The 18,883-nt window shown below is 72.8% G+C and carries 12 protein-coding genes; 1 reads left to right on the top strand and 11 read right to left on the bottom strand.

The annotated features are described in order from the left end of the window. Positions 1–11: 11 nt before the first annotated feature. The 11 genes from AB0H78_RS23425 to AB0H78_RS23375 all read right to left on the bottom strand — a co-directional run bounded on the left by AB0H78_RS23425 (position 12) and on the right by AB0H78_RS23375 (position 17,421). Positions 12–1,964 carry a glycogen debranching N-terminal domain-containing protein gene (locus AB0H78_RS23425; RefSeq protein ID WP_363236473.1) on the bottom strand — a complete coding sequence of 651 codons (1,953 nt, stop codon included), beginning with the start codon at positions 1,962–1,964 and terminating at the stop codon, positions 12–14. Between the two features lie 205 nt (positions 1,965–2,169). Next, a complete protein-coding gene (locus tag AB0H78_RS23420; RefSeq protein WP_363236472.1) occupies positions 2,170–3,471 on the bottom strand; it encodes a DUF4192 domain-containing protein in 1,302 nt (433 codons plus the stop codon). A gap of 93 nt (positions 3,472–3,564) precedes the next feature. Further along, positions 3,565–5,214 (bottom strand): helix-turn-helix domain-containing protein, encoded by a 1,650-nt coding sequence (locus tag AB0H78_RS23415; protein WP_363236471.1) that lies wholly within the window; start codon positions 5,212–5,214, stop codon positions 3,565–3,567. Between the two features lie 115 nt (positions 5,215–5,329). Continuing rightward, positions 5,330–6,436: an o-succinylbenzoate synthase gene (gene menC, locus AB0H78_RS23410; RefSeq protein WP_363236470.1), complete on the bottom strand. Its 1,107-nt coding sequence runs from the start codon at positions 6,434–6,436 to the stop codon at positions 5,330–5,332. Continuing rightward, positions 6,433–7,365: a GNAT family N-acetyltransferase gene (locus AB0H78_RS23405; RefSeq protein WP_363236469.1), complete on the bottom strand. Its 933-nt coding sequence runs from the start codon at positions 7,363–7,365 to the stop codon at positions 6,433–6,435. The genes menC and AB0H78_RS23405 overlap by 4 nt, the downstream gene beginning before the upstream one ends. Continuing rightward, complete coding sequence (locus AB0H78_RS23400; RefSeq protein WP_363236660.1) at positions 7,362–8,459, bottom strand: M20 family metallopeptidase; 1,098 nt, start codon at positions 8,457–8,459, stop codon at positions 7,362–7,364. Before AB0H78_RS23400 ends, AB0H78_RS23405 begins: the two co-directional genes overlap by 4 nt. A 76-nt stretch (positions 8,460–8,535) precedes the next feature. Beyond that, a complete protein-coding gene (locus AB0H78_RS23395) occupies positions 8,536–11,868 on the bottom strand; it encodes a serine hydrolase (RefSeq protein WP_363236468.1) in 3,333 nt (1,110 codons plus the stop codon). Beyond that, positions 11,865–12,857: an ABC transporter ATP-binding protein gene (locus AB0H78_RS23390; protein ID WP_363236467.1), complete on the bottom strand. Its 993-nt coding sequence runs from the start codon at positions 12,855–12,857 to the stop codon at positions 11,865–11,867. Before AB0H78_RS23390 ends, AB0H78_RS23395 begins: the two co-directional genes overlap by 4 nt. Beyond that, on the bottom strand, positions 12,854–14,785 hold the full coding sequence (locus AB0H78_RS23385; RefSeq protein WP_363236466.1) for a dipeptide/oligopeptide/nickel ABC transporter permease/ATP-binding protein: 1,932 nt from the start codon (positions 14,783–14,785) through the stop codon (positions 12,854–12,856). The genes AB0H78_RS23390 and AB0H78_RS23385 overlap by 4 nt, the downstream gene beginning before the upstream one ends. After that, positions 14,785–15,795 carry an ABC transporter permease gene (locus tag AB0H78_RS23380; RefSeq protein WP_363236465.1) on the bottom strand — a complete coding sequence of 337 codons (1,011 nt, stop codon included), beginning with the start codon at positions 15,793–15,795 and terminating at the stop codon, positions 14,785–14,787. The genes AB0H78_RS23385 and AB0H78_RS23380 overlap by 1 nt, the downstream gene beginning before the upstream one ends. 12 nt (positions 15,796–15,807) lie before the next feature. Beyond that, positions 15,808–17,421, bottom strand: a complete 1,614-nt coding sequence (locus tag AB0H78_RS23375; RefSeq protein ID WP_363236464.1) for an ABC transporter substrate-binding protein — start codon at positions 17,419–17,421, stop codon at positions 15,808–15,810. A gap of 283 nt (positions 17,422–17,704) precedes the next feature. Here AB0H78_RS23375 and AB0H78_RS23370 point away from each other — a divergent pair, with 283 nt between their 5' ends. Then, positions 17,705–18,856 carry a serine hydrolase domain-containing protein gene (locus AB0H78_RS23370; protein ID WP_363236463.1) on the top strand — a complete coding sequence of 384 codons (1,152 nt, stop codon included), beginning with the start codon at positions 17,705–17,707 and terminating at the stop codon, positions 18,854–18,856. Positions 18,857–18,883: the final 27 nt, after the last annotated feature.

The raw sequence follows: 18,883 nt of genomic DNA, 5'->3' as shown, positions 1-18,883 counted from the left end.
GTCCACCCGCCTCACACCCCCAGCTGCAGTCCACCCGCCGCTTCCTCCACCATCCCGAGTCCGAGCCTGCTGACGCGCACGGCGAAGGGCTCCCCCGCCACACGCAGACCCGAGAACTGGAGGGCGCCCAGCGGGGCACAGCTCACCGGATGCAGCGCGACCGTACCGGCAGGAGCATCGGGTCGGATACCTGCGAGCGCGGTGAGCAGATGAATCCCGGCCGCGGCGGCCACCGCGGCCGGCCGGCAGGCCGCCGGATGAGGCGACGGGACTCCGGACCCGGTCCGCTGTTCGCCCGCGTACATCTCGGGCAGCCGGTGGCCGAAGGCATCGGCTGCGTCGAGAACGCCGCGCAGCAAGGAGCTCGCCTCCTTCTCGTATCCGGCGGCCGCCAGGCCCGCAGCCGCCACCGCGCTCTCGTGCACCCGCACCGCACCGCTGCGATGACCGAACGGGTTGTACCCCGGCTCCCTCGCCCCGAGGCTGCGCAGCCCCCAGCCGGAGTCCATCGCCGGGCCACCGAGAAGCCTGGCCAGCTGCTCGGTCTGCACCTTGTCGAGCAGGCCGGGGGCGAGCCGGCCGGCTCCCAGCAGTCCGGTGTCCAGCAGATGCGCGACGCCCGATCCCAGGTGCGGCACGAGCCGGCCTTCGGCCGTTCTTGCGGCCGCGGGACGGCCTCCGCCTCGGTCCTCGACCCAGAAGTCCTCCCGGAACCTGCGCCGCAGCGCGCCGGCCCACTCGCGCCAGCCGTCACCTCCGGGGCGGCCGCACTCCTGCAGGAGCGCCGCTCCCAGCAGCGCGGCACGATGGGCGTGCGCCTGCGTCTCACTGCGGCGGAACCCGCCGGGCCCCGCGTCGGGGAGCAGCCCGTCCTCACCTGCGGCGGCGCGCAGCCAGTTCAGGGCGCGCTCCGCCGGGGGAAGCAGCTCTGCCACTTCCTGTTCGGGCATCCCCCAACGGCGGGCCTCCGCGAGGAGGGCGGGAAAGAGGAGCGTCGCCTCCACACCCGAACAGGACGGCGGGAGATGGGGGCCCGCGTCCCTGAGCGGTCCCGGGACGCGCCCCGCATCCGGTCCGGGGCCGGTGAGTTGGGTGCGGGCGAGGGTGCGCAGCACGGAGGCGGCCAGCCGCGTGCCCAGGGGCAGTGTCATCCGCGCTGCCCAGAGCATCTCGGCGGGTGCGAATCCGCAGCGCCAGGGCACCCCGGCCACCGGATACATGTCCGCCGGGTGGCGCGGGTCCCTGACCAGCAGGGCCCGCAGGTCGTCGAGCGAGGTCCCCAGCAGGGCAGGTACGCGCGGATCGTCGCCCTCCGTCCGCGCGGGGGACAGTGGATGGCTCCCCGACTGACCCGGGGGCCTGGGCGGGCGGTCGCTGCGGATCCTCAGTTCGATGGTGTACGTGCCTCCCGGCGCCAGTTCCACCTCCCAGCAGAGCAGTCCAGCCGAGGCCAGCGCGTCTTCTGGGGGCGGCACGGCGGTGACGACGGCCTGGGCCGCCTCCGTGACCCAGCGCATCCCCGAGTCGTGGACGCTGGCGGGCAGTTCGGGCCCTGCCCGGCCGGCCGCGACAGCCCCCAGATCGGCGAGGTCGGTGCCCAGCGCGATCTCCACGGGGAGTCGCAGCACGCGCCCTGCCGCACTGCGCAGGGTGATCCGCTCGGCTCCGTCCGCGTACCGCAGGCGTTCGACACTGATCTCGGGATCGGGACCGCTGTCGGCGGCCGTACGCACCACGGAGAGGAATCTGGCACGGCCCGCCGAGAGCAGCCTGCCCTGCAACGCGACCGGCTCGCGTCCCGCGACGCGCAGTTGGCAGCGGGAGAGCAGCCGGCGGCCCGACTGGTAGAAGCCCTCCAGGCCCTTCCCCGTGAGTTGTCCGTCCTCCGCGGAGATCACCAGCCCCGGCATGGCCACACAGATCAACGCGGCGTGCACCGGCGGCAGTTCTGCGGGCCGGCGCATGCCCGCAGCTGCGGGGCCCGCGCCGGGCGCCGGGCCATGAGCACCGGCACCGCGGGATCGGGAGGGGACGGTGAGGGCCATGGTCTGCCTTCTGTGCAGGGGGAAAAGAGGCTGCGGCGGATACCGCGGCGAGAGCCGCTGCCCTGCGCCACTCAGGTGAACGGCGCCGCGGGCGGGCGGGTCACGGCCGCTTCTCCGTACGCCCTCAACGCCCGCTCCTCGTCCCGCGCTGTCCGTTGCGCCTGCGGGTCCGTCCGCGCGGTCCACCAACTCCCGGGCGCACCGCGCCGGAAGGGCCGTCCTGCCGGGTGGCAGGCGACTGCGGGGGCCTGCGCCTGCTCTCGGCGCGTACGGTTTCCCCGTCCGCCTCCCGGCTCCCGCGCTCCTTGCGCAGGCAGGCGCGCAACGCCTCCGGGTCGAGCCCCTCATTGCAGGCCTGGTGCAGCAGCTGGGCGAAGTGGTACTCCGGGTCGAGCCGCAGAGCACGCCCCAGGGCCACGCGCGCTCCGGGTTCGTCACCGGTCGACCAGGCGACCCACCCGGCGAGGGTGAGCGGCGCTGCCGCGTGGTCGACGTACGGGCCGACGCACCGACGGGACACCGCACGCCACAGCCGCAGAGCGGGCTCGGCTTCGGGCCCCTCCATCCACTCCGCCGCCCGGTCGCGGGTCGTACGGTCCTGGAGGCCGAGGACGAGGGCCGCGGCCTCGCTGTCCTCGATGAGCGCGTCGTCCCCGCCGTCGGTGCCGGACTCGCCCCGGTCCGCCTGAAGCGGCGCCCCGGCGATCCGCCGCATCAGCCCGCGGGCCAGTGCGAGCGTCTCCTCGCCGACCAGTGCGCCACCGTCGGCTCCGTCCAGGATCCTGGGCACCAGTGCCGCCGCGGCCAGATCCAGCGCCCGCTCCTGCTGCTCGGTGCCGACGGTCCTGGGCAGCAGCCTGGCCTCCATGTCCCGCAGGGATCCGCGCACTTGGATTCCGGCATACGCGGCTGCCGCCGCCATCACCGACGTCCCCGGCATGGCCAGCGCGTTCCCCTCGGGCGGGCAGCAGCGCGTGTCCGGGCAGCAGTACGACCAGAAGCGGCCGTCGGAGATGCAGAGCGCTTCATGGACCGGGACGTCGAGGGAGCCACAGGCCGTCCGCAGCCTCTGGGCGAGCGGGCGGAGCCGCTCCAGCACCTGGCCGGCCGTCTCGCCGGGGCCCGGGTCCTGGCAGAGGAAGACGACGATGCCTTCCGGTTTGTCCCCGCGCCTTTCGCTTCCGGTCACCAGGCAGTCGGCGAGCTCCTCGGCGACGCCCGGCCATTCCTCCGGCGAGCGCGGAATACCGAGCCTGAGGCGGCCGCCGAACCGTCCCCTGCGGCCGTGCAGAGCGATCATCACGATGGAGTCGGTCGGCGTGAACCCCAGCAAATAGGGCAGCGAGTCCGCCAGTTCGGCAGGCCCGCGCAAGGTGATCTGCTCCTGGGCGGACGAAGGACCGGTCGATTCATGGTGCTTGTTCATAGCCACGAAGGTGCCCTGCGCGGATCAGGTCCGCGACCCCTGTGGATAACTCTGTCCACAGGCCCGTCGCTTCACCCCGGCGTCATCCCGGCGTCACCCCGGCGCACTCTCGGGGCGGCGGAGCAGGCGCAGTTGGAGCATGAGCGCGAAGCGGGCGTCGGGGTCGGTGAGATCGGTCTCGGCGACCTCGGTGACGCGGCGCAGCCGATAGCGGAAGGTGTTCTGGTGGACGTACATCGCCTCGGCCGCCGCGGGGACGTCGCCGAAGGCGTTCAGCCAGGCGCGGAGCGTGTCGACCAGATGGGCGTCGTGCCGGCTGTCGTACGCGAGCAGCCTGGCCAGCGGTCCTGTCGGGGGCTGGCCGCGTTCGGCGCTGAGGTCGGCGAGGTCCAGCAGCAGTGCCTCGATGTGGACGTCGGCCATGCGGGCGAGCCTGCGGGGTCCGCCGTTGGTGCGCAGGACACGCAGGGCCCGGTCGGCGCCGTCGCGGGAGCGGGCCAGACCGGTGCCGTTCTCCGCCACGGGACCGACGCCGATCAGCGGGTGCAGCCGGTCGCCCACGCGGGTGAGGAAGTCGGATCCGACCCGGGCCGCGCGGGCCTCCGCGTCGGCCTGGTGGTGGCCCACGGGGAGGATGCCGTACGCGACGTCGCCGATCAGGGCCGTGGCCGCCCGGGGGTGGACCGCGGTGAGGTGCATGGCGAACGCGTCGGACAGACGCTGGCGTTCGGCGGTGCGCTGCGCGTGCAGGTCGGTCGAGTCGGGCAGCGCGGGCGGGTCGGGCGCGGCCAGCGCGAGAACGACGCCGGTGTGGTCGGCCAGGCCGAGGCGGCCCAGCGCCTCGGCGGCTCCCGGACCGCCTTCCAGAGCGGTGGAGACCAGATCGGCGCGGAGTCTGCGCTCGACGTCGGCGCCGGCGCGCAGCCGCAGCATGTGCAGGGCCACCAGCTTGGCCGCGTCGTGCAGCGCCTGGGTGCGCTGGGCGCTGAGCGGGCCGTGGACCGCGGCCCAGATGGAGCCGAGGATCTCATCCCCCGCGCGTACCGCGATGGCGGCGCGGGGGACGTGCAGACCCTCGGTTTCGGCGGGCGCGAAGTAGACCGGCTTGTCGTTGCGGTACAGCGCCCGGAAGACTCCGTGGTCCTCCAGCAGGCGGGTGAAGCGTTCGGGCACCTGCCTGCCGAGGATGGTCTCCACCCGCGAGGGGTCCGCCTCGTCCTGGCGGCCGGAGAACGCGAGGACCCGGGAGCTGCGGTCCTCGATGGTGACCGGGGCGTCCAGCAGCGCGGCCACCGCATTGGCCAGCGCGAACAGATCGCCGGACGGGGTGCCGCCCAGCGTCTGCGGACCCGCTTCCCCGACATCGCCCTCCGCGAGCAACGAGCGCAGCAGTGCGGCCAGTTGGGCCCAGGACGCACCGCGGGTCAGAGCGAGCAGCGCGACCCCGGAGCGCTCGGCCGCCGCGGCGACCGCGGGATCGGACGGCGCGGGGGCGCGTACCACCAGCGCCGCCGCACCGTCCGCACCGAGCTCCGTGAGCAGCCGGGCGGTCTCGGCCGCCCCGTGTACGCCGACGCCGAGCACCAGCGCCTGGCGGGGCAGTGCCGGCTCGTCCAGTACGTCGTGGATGACCACACCACCGATCGCATCGGCCCGGTCCGGATCACCGCAGACCAGGTCGAGCAGCGTGGTGCCGAGGTCGTCCAGCACCCGGGCCATGCTGGCCCGCGGCGTGTCGTTCATGCCCACAAGGCCCCCCGGCAGCAGGCTCCCGGTCCCAGGAGCGGTGGTCACAGCCGTTGTTCATCGGCTTCGACGGGATTGTGCGCAGGATTCGTCGGTCGCGACAAGGGGTGGGTCACAGCGCGATCCATTCCGTGGTGACGGTGAACTCGTCGAGGACCTCGGGAAGGGGCTCGATGCCGAGGCCGGGCCCGGTGGGGACCGGCAGATGTCCGTCGGAGAGGACGAACGGGTCGGTGATGTCGGTGCGGTAGAAGCGGTCCGAGGCGGAGGTGTCGCCGGGCAGGGTGAAGCCCGGGAGCGCGGCGAGCGCGAGATTCGCGGCGCGGCCGATGCCTGTCTCCAGCATGCCGCCGCACCACACGGGGACGCCGTGGGCGACGCAGACGTCGTGGATGCGGCGGGCTTCCAGATAGCCGCCGACCCGGCCGGGCTTGATGTTCACGATGCTGCACGCGCCCAGGGTGATCGCGGCCGCGGCGGCGCGGGCGGAGGTGATCGACTCGTCGAGACAGACCGGTGTGCTGATGAGCTTGGCCAGTTGGGCGTGGCCGAGGATGTCCTCCTCTTCGAGCGGCTGCTCGATCAGGAGCAGTCCGAACGGGTCGAGTCCGGCCAGGTGCCGTGCGTCGGCGAGGGTGTAGGCGGCATTGGCGTCGACCTGGAGCAGCAGGTCGTCGCCGAAGTGTTGGCGTACGGCCCGTACGGGCTCGATGTCCCAGCCCGGCTCGATCTTCAGCTTGATCCGGACATACCCGTCGTCGAGATAGCCGGCCACCGCCTCCAGGAGCTCCGGCACGGAGTCCATGATCCCCACGGACACCCCGCAGGGCACCCGGTCGCGCACGGCGCCCAGCTCGCGGGCCAACGGCACGCCACTGGCGCGCAGTTCGGCATCGAGTACGGCCATCTCCAGTGCGGCCTTGGCCATCCGGTGACCCCGGAACGGTTCGAGGGCCGGGGCGACGGTGGTCGCGTCGAGGCTTTCGTACCGGGCCAGTTCGGGGATGAGATGGCGGCTCAGGACGTCGGCGCAGGAGGCGACGTACTCCGAGGAGTAGCGCGGTTCGGCCATCGCCACGCATTCGCCCCAGCCCTCGGATTCGGTGCCCACCGCCCGCAGCAGCAGGGCCGTGCGCTCGGTCTGGGTGGCGAAGGAGGTACGGAAGGGTGCCACCAACGGCAGTCTGATCTGGCGGAGTTCGACTCCGGTGAGCTTCACTGCGTGTCCTTTCTCGTCAGGATGTACCAGCCGTCGCGGTCGAATCCGGTGACCCGCCACCCGTCGCCGAGCAGGCCGCCGAGCGCCTCCCGCAGCGCGGAGCGCCAGGCCGCCGCGGCTGCCGGATCGGTGTGGCGGAGCTGTTCGATGTCCGCGGGTACGGCGACCAGCGCCTGCGGTCCTTCGCCGCGGCCGAGGACCGGCCGGCCGTCGGCCGCGGTGTCCAGGGCGACGACGGCTCCTGCCGCGCGCGCAGCGGCGGCGTCGGCGGAGCGGTGGCGGCCGTGGCAGGCGGCGACGGTCTCGGATGCGGCCAGCTGCCAGTCGACGAGCAGCCGGTCGGTGTCGTCCGCACCGTTGATGCCGTCGTTCATCCGGCCGTAGAAGTTGGGCAGGTATTCGACGGGTACGGCCGCCAGCTTGCCGATGTTGAAGTAGGCGTTGCGCCTGACCAGCGGATCGAACGTCCACGACACCTGGTGCGCGCCGCGTCGCAGCGCCCAGGAGCGCTGGTGCGCCTTGAGCGCGAAGCCCACGCTGCGGCCGCGCATCCGGGCCGACACGCCGGCGATGTGGCTGTGCAGGGCGCCGTGCGGCGGCGGGCCGAAGAACCCGATGCAGGCGCCGACGAGTTCACCCTCCTCCCCGCTGCCGTCGCCGTCGCCGTCGCCGTCGAAGGCGGCCGCGACGTAGTTGCCGGCCTTGTCCATGGCGCGCAGCAGTTCGGTGGTGACCAGGCTGTTCTCGCCGTCGGGTTTCCAGATGCCCTCGAAGAGCCGGCTGACGGCCTCCAGGTCGGCCAGTGCGCTGATCGGCCGGATACGGCAGCCGGCCGCGCGGGCCGCCGCCTCGGCAGCGGCGGCCGCGTCGTCGCCCAGGAGGCGGCCGGTGTCCGGAGCCGGAGCGCTCACGGCCGGGGTGTCGGTCATCGGTTGCTCCCTTCCGTCAGATCGTGGATCAGAGCCGCCAACAGCGCGGTGCGGCGCGGGATTTCGGCGGTCAGCACGTGCTCGTGGTCGGCGTGAGCGCCGCCTCCCACCGCGCCGAGTCCGTCGAGCGTGGGGGTGCCGATGCCCGCGGTGAAGTTGCCGTCCGACGCCCCTCCCACCGCGGCCGCGGACAGCGGACCGATGCCGAGCCCTGTCGCGCGGTGCTGCGCCCGGCGGTAGAGCAGAGCCGATGAAGTGCGCTGCAGGGGCGGGCGGTTGGGGCCGCCGGTCACCTCCACTGCCGCACCCTCCAGGACGGGCCGCAGTGCTCGTACGGCCGTGTCCACCCGGTCCTGCTCGGCGGCGTCGCGCACCCGCACGTCCACGGCGAACCGCCCCTGTGCGGGGACCGTGTTGGTGGTGGTCCCGGCGGCGAGCACGGTGGGGACGACCGTGGTGCCGGCTGCGGCGTCGGCGAGGCCGGCGACCGCGAGGATCTGATGTGCGGTCTCCACGGTGGCGTTCACCCCGCGTTCCGGTTCGAGGCCGGCGTGTGCCGCCCGGCCGTGCACCGTCACCTCGTACCGGGAGACGCCTTTACGTTCGGTCTTCAGCGCCCCGCCGTCCGCGGACGCCTCCAGTACGAGGGCGGCGGCACAGCCGCGCGCCTCCGTCTCGATCAGCTCGCGGGAGGACGGTGAACCGAGCTCCTCGTCGCCGGTCACCAGCAGCGTCACCCCGTCCGTCCGGTCGGGTGCGGCGAGTACGGCGAGCGCGTGGAACGCCATCACCAGGCCCGTCTTCATGTCGAAGCAGCCGGGCCCGCGGAGCACGCCCTCCCTCACCTCGAACGGGTGGGCGGCCAGTGTCCCCAGGGGCCACACCGTGTCGTGGTGGGCGAGCAGCAGCACCCGTCGCGGCCCGCTGCCCAGACGCCAGCGGAGGTGGGTGCGGCCGTCCAGGACGATCAGTTCGGGATCGGCGCCGAGGTGGGCCCTGCCCAGGGCGGCGACCACCCCCGCGCTGTGCGCCACGGCGGCAAGGTCGGCCGAGGGCGACTCGGTGACGACCAGGCGCTCGATGTCGCCGAGCATGGCGGGCAGCCGGGCCTGAAACCGTTCGACTCCGTGCGCGTCCCGGTGGGCGCGGGCGTCGTGCTGTGATTCCACGTCAGGACACCTTCGGGGTCGCGCGGACGCCGTAGTGCACATATTTCTCACCGGTCGGCAGGCTGTAGAAGGTCACGGCCGTCCATGCCCGGCTGCCGGGAGGGCGGACCACGAAGAGTTCGTCCGTCACGGGGACCAGGGCGACCTCCTGGACGGGCTCCGGCACCATGGCGGCGAGCGGCCCGGTCACCGTCTGCCGCAGCCGCAGACCCTGGGCGCCGTCGAGGATGTCGATGCGCGCGCCGGCCCGTTCGTAACACCCGAGGTGGCGGCTTGCGTCGACCTCGACCGGCTCGGCCGGGGGCTCGATCGGCCGGGGCATGTCGATTCCGGCGAGCTCGGCGAACAGTTCGCGGAACAGTTCCAGATACAGGTCGTGGGCGCCGCCCCCGTTGGTGAGCAGGGTGATCGCGAGGTCCTGTTCGGGCAGCAGGCGCAGGAACGCCGACTGGCCGAGAGTGTTGCCGTCGTGCCCGATCAGCCGGTGGCCGCCGAAGCCGAAGCGGATCCAGCCGAGCCCCCAGGAGTCCCCGAGGGTGTGGACGTCCGGCAGCCCGACCTGCTTCTCGGTCATCGCGCGTGCGGCCGCCTCCGACAGCACGCGGGTTCCGTCGGCGGTGGCGCCTCCCGCCAGGTGCATACGGGCGAACGCCAGTACGTCCGCGGCCGTCGCGGTGATCAGCCCCGCGGGCCCTGCGGACCGGGGCAGGCCCCAGACCGGAGCCGGCAGCGGGTCCTCGTCCCCCGCGGCGGTGTGACCCATGGCGGCGCGGAAGCGCAGCGCCTCCTCCGGCAGCGTGACGGTGCGGGTCAGCCCCAGGGGCGTACACAGCCGCTCGCGCAGCGCGCTGTCCCAGCTCATGCCGGTGAGCTTCTCGATGACCCGGCCGGCCAGCACATACCCCGAGTTGCAGTACGAGAACGTCGCGCCCAGCGGGTGATTCTGAGCGGCGTCGCCGAGCAGGTCCGCGTACCGCTCAAGACAGTCGTCGCCCCGGCCCGTGTCGGTGAAGATGTCGCCGTCGATGCCGCTGGTGTGGGTGAGCAGATGCCGCATGGTGACCTTGTGGGCGGTCTGCGGGTCGGCGAGCCAGAGCTCCGGAATCACCTCGGCGAGCGGGGCGTCGAGGTCGAGCAGCCCTTCGTCGACCAGCTGCATGACCAGGGTCGCGGTCCACACCTTGGTGATCGAACCGATCTGGAAAAGGGAGTCCTCGGTCGTCCCGACGCCGGTGTCCTTGTTGAGCACCCCGTGGGCGGCCAGGGCGAGTTCGTCGCCGCGCGCGATGCCCAGGACCGCGCCGGGGACGCGGTGGCGGGACGCCAGCTCGGTCAGCCGGCGCTGCCAGTGCGCGAGGTCCAGCTTCGGGCGGGCCTGGCGTCCGGGCGGTCCCGCGTAGCGCTCGACCCAGTCGACGATGCGGCGGGAGAGGTCGGCGCGGTGCGAGGGCGCTCCGTCGAGGAGGAAGAGGTGCGAGCCTCCCGGGTAGAGCACCAGGCGGGTGGGCACGCCGCGCTCGCGCAGTGCGGTGAACCACTGTTCGGCCTGTCCGACCGGGCAGCGTTCGTCGGCGGCGCCGTGCAGGACGAGCGTGGGGGTGCGGACGTTCTCCACCTGGGAGTACGGGGAGAGTTCGGCGTACAGCGCCCGGTCCTGCCAGGGCGGTCCGCCCAGTTCCATGACGGACAGGGGGTGGCCCTCGTCGGACGTGCCGCCCATGCTCGTCAGATCGCTGACCACGCCTCCGGCGACCGCGGCGGCGAACCGGTTGTCGCGGCTGGTCAGATAGCAGGTCATAAAGCCGCCGTAGCTGTAGCCGACCACGGCGAGGCGCTGCGGATCGGCGGTGCCTTCGGCGACCAGCGCGTCGACGGGCTCGAGGAAGTCCCGCGCGTCGGCGGCGCCCCATGCGCCGAGACCCGCGGTGAAGAACTCCTCGCCGTAGCCGTCGCTGCCGCGCGGGTTGAGCAGCAGCACCGACCAGCCGCGGACGACCAGCGACTGGTGGTAGAGGTGGACGGGGTCGGCCGCGCCGTTCCAGGCGTTGTGCGGGCCGCCGTGGATGTCGAGGAGGAGGGGCGCGGGTCCCGTGCCGCGAGCCGGGTCGCGCAGCAGCCAGCCGTGCACGGTGGTGCCGTCGGAGACGGTGAACTCCCTTTCCTGCGGGGCGAACAGCTCGACCTCGGACAGGCCTGCCCCGTGTGTGGTGTGCACCTGCTCGCGGCCCGTTTCCAGGTCGACCGTCGCGATCTCGCCGTACGAGGTGGAGGTCGCCAGGACGAGCGCGGCGGTGGAGCCGGCGGCCGACACCCCGGAGACCACCCGGCCCTCGCCGCCGACCAGCGGACGGGGTGCGCCGCCGTCGCGGTCCGTCGCGTACAGGTGGGTGCAGCCACGGTCGCGTACGCAGAAGAGCACGCTGCGCCCGTCGGCCACGGTCTGCGGCAGCGCGCCCGGATAGCCGGCGCCGCCGGGCATCACATTGCGGTCGAGCGCGGCGGTGAGGTCGCGGGGTGTGCCGCCGTCGAGCGGCACGTGCAGCAGGCTCGCGTGGCCCGTCGCGGTGTCCCTGCGCCCCACGACCAGCAGAGCCGCGCCGTCGGCCGCCCAGCCGACGGCGTACGCCACGCAGTCCTCGGCGCCGATCTGCGTCGGCTCGGCGCCGGGCGTCGCGGCTTCCACGACGTACGCGGCGGAGCGCAGCGTCAGGTCGGAGTCGGCGCCGTGCGCCGCCGGGAAGGCGAGGCTGCGCCCGTCGGGCGACCAGGCGGGGGCGCCGGCGTGCCGGTCGCCGTACGTGATCTGCCGGACGCCGCGGCTGTCGAGGCCGACGACGTGCACCTGGTTGCGTACGGCATCCAGCAGACCGGAGCCGTCGGCCTTGTATCCCAGCCGGCCCGTCACGACCGGTGGCGGTGCGCCCTCCGCACCTTCTCCTGCGTCCCGCCCGTCGACCGGCGCCGTGAACGCGATCACGGTGCCGTCCGGGCTCCACACCGGCGCCCCCGCGCCGAGCGCGAGGTCCGTCACCGGCTCGGGCTCGCCGCCTTCGGCGGGCAGCAGCCACAGCTGCGCCGGACCGTCGCCGCCCCGCAGGAACGCGATCCACCGGCCGTCCGGCGACCAGGCGGGGGCCGCGTCCGCAGGGCCGCGGGTGAGCCGCCGCGCCGTTCCCCCGTCGGTGCGTACCGTCCACAACGCCCGGTCGTCCCGGTCGTGTTCGCGGTCGGCGGTCCGCAGTACGTACACGATGCGCGTGCCGTCCGGGGAGAGGGCAGGCTGCTCCGGCAGCTCGATGGCGTACAGGTCGTCGATGCCCAGGCGTCGGGTCACGGTGTGCGGTCTCCTCGCAGAAGGGTCGGGTACGGGAGGTCATCGGTGGCGGCGAAGTGGCATGCGGCCAGGTGCGGTCGCGATGCGGCGCCTTCGGCCGGATCCCGGGTGCGGCAGACGGTGCGGTCGGCGTGGACCAGCGGGCCGACGGGGCAGCGCGGGTGGTAGCGGCAGCCGGACGGCGGGTGGTGCGGGTCGGTGTCCGCGGCTTCGGGCGGGCCTGTGCCGTTCAGCGGTGCCGAGTCGTGGCCGGGCAGTGAGGCGAGCAGCTCGCGGGTGTAGGGATGGCGGGGGTCGCCGAGCACCTCCTCGGTCGGGCCCGCCTCGACGATCCTGCCGAGGTACATCACGGCGACATGGTCGCTGAGGTAACGCACCACGGCCAGGTTGTGCGAGATGAAGAGCATCGACAGATTCAGCTGCCGCTGCACGTCACGGAGCAGATTGAGGACGGCGCCCTGGACCGAGACGTCGAGGGCCGAGGTGATCTCGTCGGCGATGACGACCTGCGGCCGGCCCGCCAGAGCCCGGGCCAGTGCGACCCGCTGACGCTGTCCGCCGGAGAGCTGCCCGGGCAGCATCTGAGCGCGGTCCGGGTCCAGTTGGACCTGTTCCAGGAGGCGCGCGATCTCGGAGCGCCGCCGGTCCGCACCGCGTCCGGCTTCGCGCGGCATCGCCTCGGCGATGGAGTCGCCGATGCTCATCCGCGGATCCAGTGAGGAGTACGGGTCCTGGAAGACCATCTGCAGCGGGCGGTGGCGCCCGCGCAGCCGCCGTACGTCGGTCCCGTCCAGCAGGACGCGTCCCGCACTGACCGGGGCGAGCCCGACGGCGGAGCGGGCCAGGGTCGACTTGCCCGAGCCCGACTCCCCCACCAGGCCGACGACTTGACCGGACGGCACGGTCAGGCTCGCGCCGTCCACGGCGGTGAGCCCGTGGCGGCGGTGGCCGTAGTGGACGCTCACCGCGTCGAAGACCAGGTCGCTCATGCGGTGCCTCCCGTGGTGGACTCCCTGACCGGTTCGGCCCCTTCCTGTTCCTGGACGGGGTGCCAGCAGGCCACCCGGTGCCCGTCCCGCTCCGCGACGAGCCCCGGATCCGTACGGCGGCAGTGGTCGTCCGCCCGTGGGCAGCGGGGTGCGAACGCGCAGCCCACAGGCATCCGTTCGGGCTCCGGCGGCCGGCCGGGGATGACGGCCAGGGGGCGGCTGCGGTCGGTGTCCAGATCCGGTACCGCGGCCAGCAGGGCCCGCGTGTACGGGTGCCTGGCGGCGGTGTGCAGACCGGCGGCGGGGAGGTCCTCGACGATCCGTCCCGCGTACATGACCAGGATCCGGTCGCAGGTACGGGCGACCACGCCGACGTCATGGCTGATCAGCAGAATGGCGGTGTCCCGTGCCGCCCTCACCTCGGCGAGGAGTTGCAGCACCTGCCACTGCACGGCGGCGTCCAGCGCGGTGGTCGGCTCGTCGGCGATGATCAGCCGGGGGTCGCCCATGAGCCCCATGCCGATCATCGCGCGCTGTCGCATGCCGCCGGAGAACTCGTACGGATACTGCCGGGCCCGCAGCTGCGGCGCGGGCACCCGTACCGCACGCAGCCGGTCCACGGCCCGCGCGAAGGCCGCGCGCCGCGTCAACTGCTGGTGCTGTTCGGCGACTTCGGCGAGCTGCCGTCCGACGCTTCTGACCGGGTTGAACGAGCTCATCGGGTCCTGGAAGACCAGGGAGAGGGAGGTGCCGAGGAGCCCGCGCAGCTCACGCTCCGGCGTCTCCAGCAGCCGCGTGCCCGCGAACTCCAGCCGATCGGCGGTGACATGGGCCGGTGGCTCGACGAGCAGCGACACCGCCAGCGCGGTCAGGCTCTTGCCGGATCCCGACTCTCCGACCACACCGACCGCCTCACCCGGCTGTACGGAGAAACTCACCCCGCGCACCGGTGTGGTCCAGCCCGAAGGCCCCGGGAAGGAGACCCTCAGGTTCTCCACGGCCAGCACAGGATCGCCCGCCGGCTGTGCGTCCGCCATGACCTCGGGCTCCGACGGGGGCGGCGGGCGGCGCGGTCCAATCCTGGGCGACAGGGTGCGTACGCCGAGGACCGCGGCAGCGGACTCGCCGAGAAGGTTGAACGCCAGACCGGTGACGATCACCGCCACGCAGGGCGCCATCGCGGGCGCGGGGGTGAGGCTGATCCGGTCGAGCCCCTCGCCGAGGAGCCGCCCCCAGTCGTAATCCGGTGCCTGAACTCCCAGGCCCAGGAAGGAGAGCCCGGCGAAGGCCAGCAGCGCGCTGCCCGCGCCGATCGCGGCGTTCACGGCGAGGGGTTCGCCGATGTTGGGCAGGATGTGGCGTACGAGAAGACGCATCCGCCCGACCCCCGCGACCCGGGCCGCGGCCACGAAGTCCTTGCCCGCGACACCGGCGGCCAGGGTCTGGGCCAGCCGTGCGAAGGCCGGCGCCATCGCGAGCCCGATCGCCAGGACCGCGCCGGTCGTGCCCACCCCGAAGATCACCGCGAAGAACAGGGCGAGCAGCAGACCGGGAAAGGCCACGGCGATGTTCACCAGGGACGTCACCAGGCGCCCTGCCCGGCGCGGCAGCACCGAGGGCGCGGCGCCCAGGACGATGCCCAGGGTCACACCGATCAGGGTGGCGGTCACCGCGAGGAGGAGGGAGAGCCGGGTGGCGACGAGCACCCGGTAGAAGATGTCCCGGCCCAGGCTGTCCGTCCCCAACAGGTGGGCGTGGGAGGGGGCTTGCTGGATCGCGTCGGTGTCGACCACGGACGCCCGGTCGCCCCACAGGAGAGGAGCGAGGACCGCCAGGAGCACCACGGCGAGCAGCAGCAGCCCGGCGCAGGCACCGACGGGGGTGCGGGCGACGGCCGCCCACCTGGAGGACGAGCGACGTGCGGACATCAGTCCTCCCTGATCGTGGAACGCGGGTCGAGCAGGGCCAGCGCCGCATCGACCAGCAGGTTCACGGCCAGTACGCCGAAGCCGTAGACCAGTACGACGCCTTGCACCACGGGATAGTCCTTCTGCAGGATCGACTGGACGATGGTCGAGCCGAGGCCGGGCCAGGCGAAGACGTTCTCCACCAGCACCGTGCCCGCGACCAGCGCGGAGAGCAGCAGCCCGCCGACGGTGAGCGTCGCGGTCAGGGCGTTGGGCAGCGCGTGGCGCAGGTACACGAGCCGGGCGGGCAGCCGCTTGGCGCGTGCCGTACGGACGTAGTCGGCGCCGAGCACGGACAGCATCTCCACCCGGCACAGCCGCGCGAGGACCGACGCGGGCCCGGTCGCCAGCGCCAGTACGGGCAGGACGTACGACCCGGGGCCCGAGCGCCCCGCGACCGGGAACCAGCCGAGGCGCACCGCGAACACGTAGGCCAGTACGACGGCGAGCAGGAACTCGGGGATCACGGCGAGCAGCACGCTCGCCGAGGTGAAGGCGAGCTCCCCGCCGCGCCGGCGCCCGCCCCTGGTCAGCGCCGCCATCAGGACACCTACCGGGACCGCCACCACCAGCGCCGCGCAGAACGCGAGCAGAGCGAGCTGCAGGGTCGCGGGCAGCCGGTCACCGATGGTCTGCGCGACGGGCAGGCCGCTGACGGTCGAGGTGCCGAAGTCACCCTTGCAGACACCGCCCAGGAAGCCGGCGTACTGCTGCCAGAGCGGGTCGTCGAGCCCCATCGCCGCCCGGCGCGCGGCGACCATCTCGGGCGAGGCCGTCATGCCCAGGGCGGCGCGCGCGGGGTCGCCGGGTATGAGGTGGATCATGAGGAAGGCTGCGGAGACCAGCGCCCACAGCGACACCAACAGGCGTGCGGAGCGCCGGAGTCCGAACAGCAGCCACCGGTTGGTCCGCCAGCCGGGGGCGGGTGCCCCCGGCTGCGCGACCGGCGCTTCGAGCACCGCGGTCGTCATGGATGCGGGCCCCTATCCGGCGTACATGCGGATCGTGGACGGGATGATCGAGCCCTGGTTCACCTGGAAGCGGGCTCCCCGGCCGAAGAGGGGGACGGTGGAGTTGTAGTACGGCACCGCGTCGACCTGCTTGATCAGCGCCGACTCGGCCCGCAGCCACTGCGGGCAGCCGCTGGTGCCGACCTTGGACGAGGCCTGCTGCACGAGGGACGTGTAGGCGGCGTTGTCCACCCCGGCGAAGTTGACGCCCTTCGGCGGCTTCGGTCCCGACATGAGGGGAACGAGCTGGTTGGGAGCCGTGAGCCCGACCGGACCCATCGAGACGTCCCAGTCCCCGGAGCCGAACAGCACGCTGTTCAGGGCCGGGCTGTCCACCGGCTTGAGGGTGGCCTCGGCTCCGAGGCTCTTCCACGCCTTCTGGACCAGTTCGGCGCCCGCGGCCATGGTGGGGCCGAGCTGGGTGGCGTGCAGCACGGTCAGCTTCAGCTTCTTGCCGCCCTTCGACCGTACGCCGCCGGCTCCGGGCGCCCATCCGGCCGCGTCCAACTCGGCTTTCGCCGCTGCCAGATCGAACGCGGGGAGGTTGCCGGTCACCGGGTCACCGGAGCACACCGCGGGGTCGAGGGTGATCATGCCCTTCGACGGCTTTCCGGTGCCGCCGGTGATCACCTTGCCGAGGTCGGACAGGTTCAGTGCCTGCACCAGCGCGTGGCGCACCTTCTCGTCGGATCCGGGGCGGCCGGCGCTCTGGTTGAAGAACAACTCGCCCACCGGGGCCTGGGTGTCGGCGTGGAACAGATTCTTCGCGGTCAGCCGCTGCTTCTCGGGTCCGAGCACCGGGGCGGCGTTGAGCCCGTCGGACAGCAACAGGTTGGCCGCGGTGGTCTCGTTCGGGATCACCCGTACGGTCACCTTGTCCGGGAGCCCCTTCTGCCCGTTGTCGAAGCCCCCCGGGCCCCACGCGTAGTTCTTGCGCCGGGTGAGGGTGTAGTGGTCGCCCGCGACGGCCTCGGTCATGGTGAACATGCCGGTCCCGTTGCCGCCCTTGGCCAGGGATGTACGGTCGTCCAGGCCCTTGCGGCAGACGATGGGTACGGAGCCCGCGTTGCGCAGCAGGAACGCATCGGGGGCTCCGCTGGTGAGGGTGACGGTGCGCTGTGTGTCGTCGGCCTTCGCCGTGGTGCCGGGCATGACCAGCAGGCCCGTGAGGGGTGAGGTGTTCTTCGGGTCGCCCACGTAGTTGATGTTCTCGGCGACATCGCTCGCGGTCAGCGGCGAACCGTCCGCGCAGGTGATGCCGGGGCGCAGCGTGAAGGTGGCCGTCGTGTTGGTCGACTGCCACTTCTGCGCGAGGCCGGCGACGGGCCCGCCCTTGCTGTCGAGGTGGATCAGCGGGTCGTAGAGGTAGCGGTTGATGCCGATGGCGATCGACATCACGGTGCGCGCCGGGTCCAGGCTGCCCGGGTCGGATCCGTAGGCCATGGCGAACGTCCTGCCGTCGGCCAGCTTCTGGCTCCCGCCGCCCGCCGTTCCTGAGCCGGACGAACCACCGCAGCCACTGACCACGAGGGTGGCGGCGGCCACCAGCGGAAGGCCCTTGCCCGCACGTCTCACTGCGCCGTTCATGTCTGCACCGTGTGTTCGTCCAACGTCAACATGCGAACTCCCGCCTCCGAGGCATCGATCCGGTGATGTCCGGAAGGTAGGGCAGCCGGGACGGCCACAGCTTCGTCGTCACCGACAAGACAGGAGGGCTGTGTTCGTCGGGGGCCACGAGTCGGGTTTCGGGCCCCTGGTTGGTGGCCCCGGATGAGTCCCGTCCCCTGACGTTGTCGTGCGCGATGAAGCGGTGGCCGGGTCGGCTGGCCTAGCTTCCGGGGTTCCGGAACAGAACCGAGAGGGGCAGCAGATGACAGTGCGCACCGTACGAGCGTGTGCGGCGGGTCTGGCGGCAGTGGCGGCCTTGGCCGCCGCATCGTTCACCTCACCCGCGGCAGCCGCAGACGACCCGGGGCACCGGCAGACCCAGGCGGCGATGGACGCCGCGGTCAAGAACGGGGTGCCCGGGGTCGCCGGGCAGGTCAAGGACACGTACTCGATCTGGGCGGGCGCCTCGGGCGTCGGGAACCTGAAGACGGGGCAGCCGCGTTCGGCGTTCGACCGCTACCGGATCGGCAGCACGACCAAGACCTTCGTGGCGACCGTGCTCCTCCAGATGGAGGCCGAGGGAAAGCTCAGCCTCGACGACACGCTCGACAGGTGGCTGCCCGGTGTGGTGCAGGGCAATGGCAACGACGGCCGGAAGATCACGGTGCGGCAGCTGCTCAACCACACCAGCGGGGTCTTCAGTTACACCTCCGACCCCGATTTCCTGGCGAACGGCTTCACGGAGAAGTTCCTGGAGCACCGCTACGACACCTACACGCCCGCACAGTTGGTGGGTATCGCCATGCGCTATCAGCCGCTCTTCGCGCCGGGCACGGGCTGGAGCTATTCCAACACCGACTACGTCCTGGCCGGCATGGTCGTCGAGAAGGTCGCGGGCCGCCCGTACGAGGACGAGATCGTGCGGCGCGTCATCACACCGCTCGGCCTGTACGCCACGTCCGTCCCCCGCACCGGCACCTCGCTGCCGGTGCCCAGTTCCCGCGCGTACTCCAAACTCTCCCTGCAGCCGAAGCCGGAGGGCCCGACCTATGACGTCACCGAGCTCAATCCCTCGGAGGCGGGCGCGGCGGGCGCGATGATCTCCAGCTCCGACGACCTGAACCGCTTCTACGCGGCCCTGCTGGGCGGCCGGTTGCTGCCTGCCGCCCAGCTCAAGGAGATGAAGACCGCGATCCCGGTCGCGGGCGCCCCGTTCTCCGCCTACGGACTGGGGCTGATGAGGACGGACCTGCCCTGCGGCGGTTCGGTCTGGGGTCACGGCGGAGGGATCCAGGGGTCGGTGACCCAGGCCGTGACCACACCGGACGGCAAGCACTCGCTCGCCTTCAACCTCAACGGCGACTGGGCGGGGGACGGCCAGGCCGTCGTGACGGCGGAGTACTGCCCGAAGTGAACCAGGGCGCCCGCCCCCTGCTGCCCG

Source organism: Streptomyces sp. NPDC050738 (genome assembly GCF_040654175.1).
GTDB lineage: Bacteria > Actinomycetota > Actinomycetes > Streptomycetales > Streptomycetaceae > Streptomyces.
The sequence above is the reverse complement of the archived record's forward strand: the minus strand, read 5'-3'. Positions and strand labels throughout refer to the sequence as shown.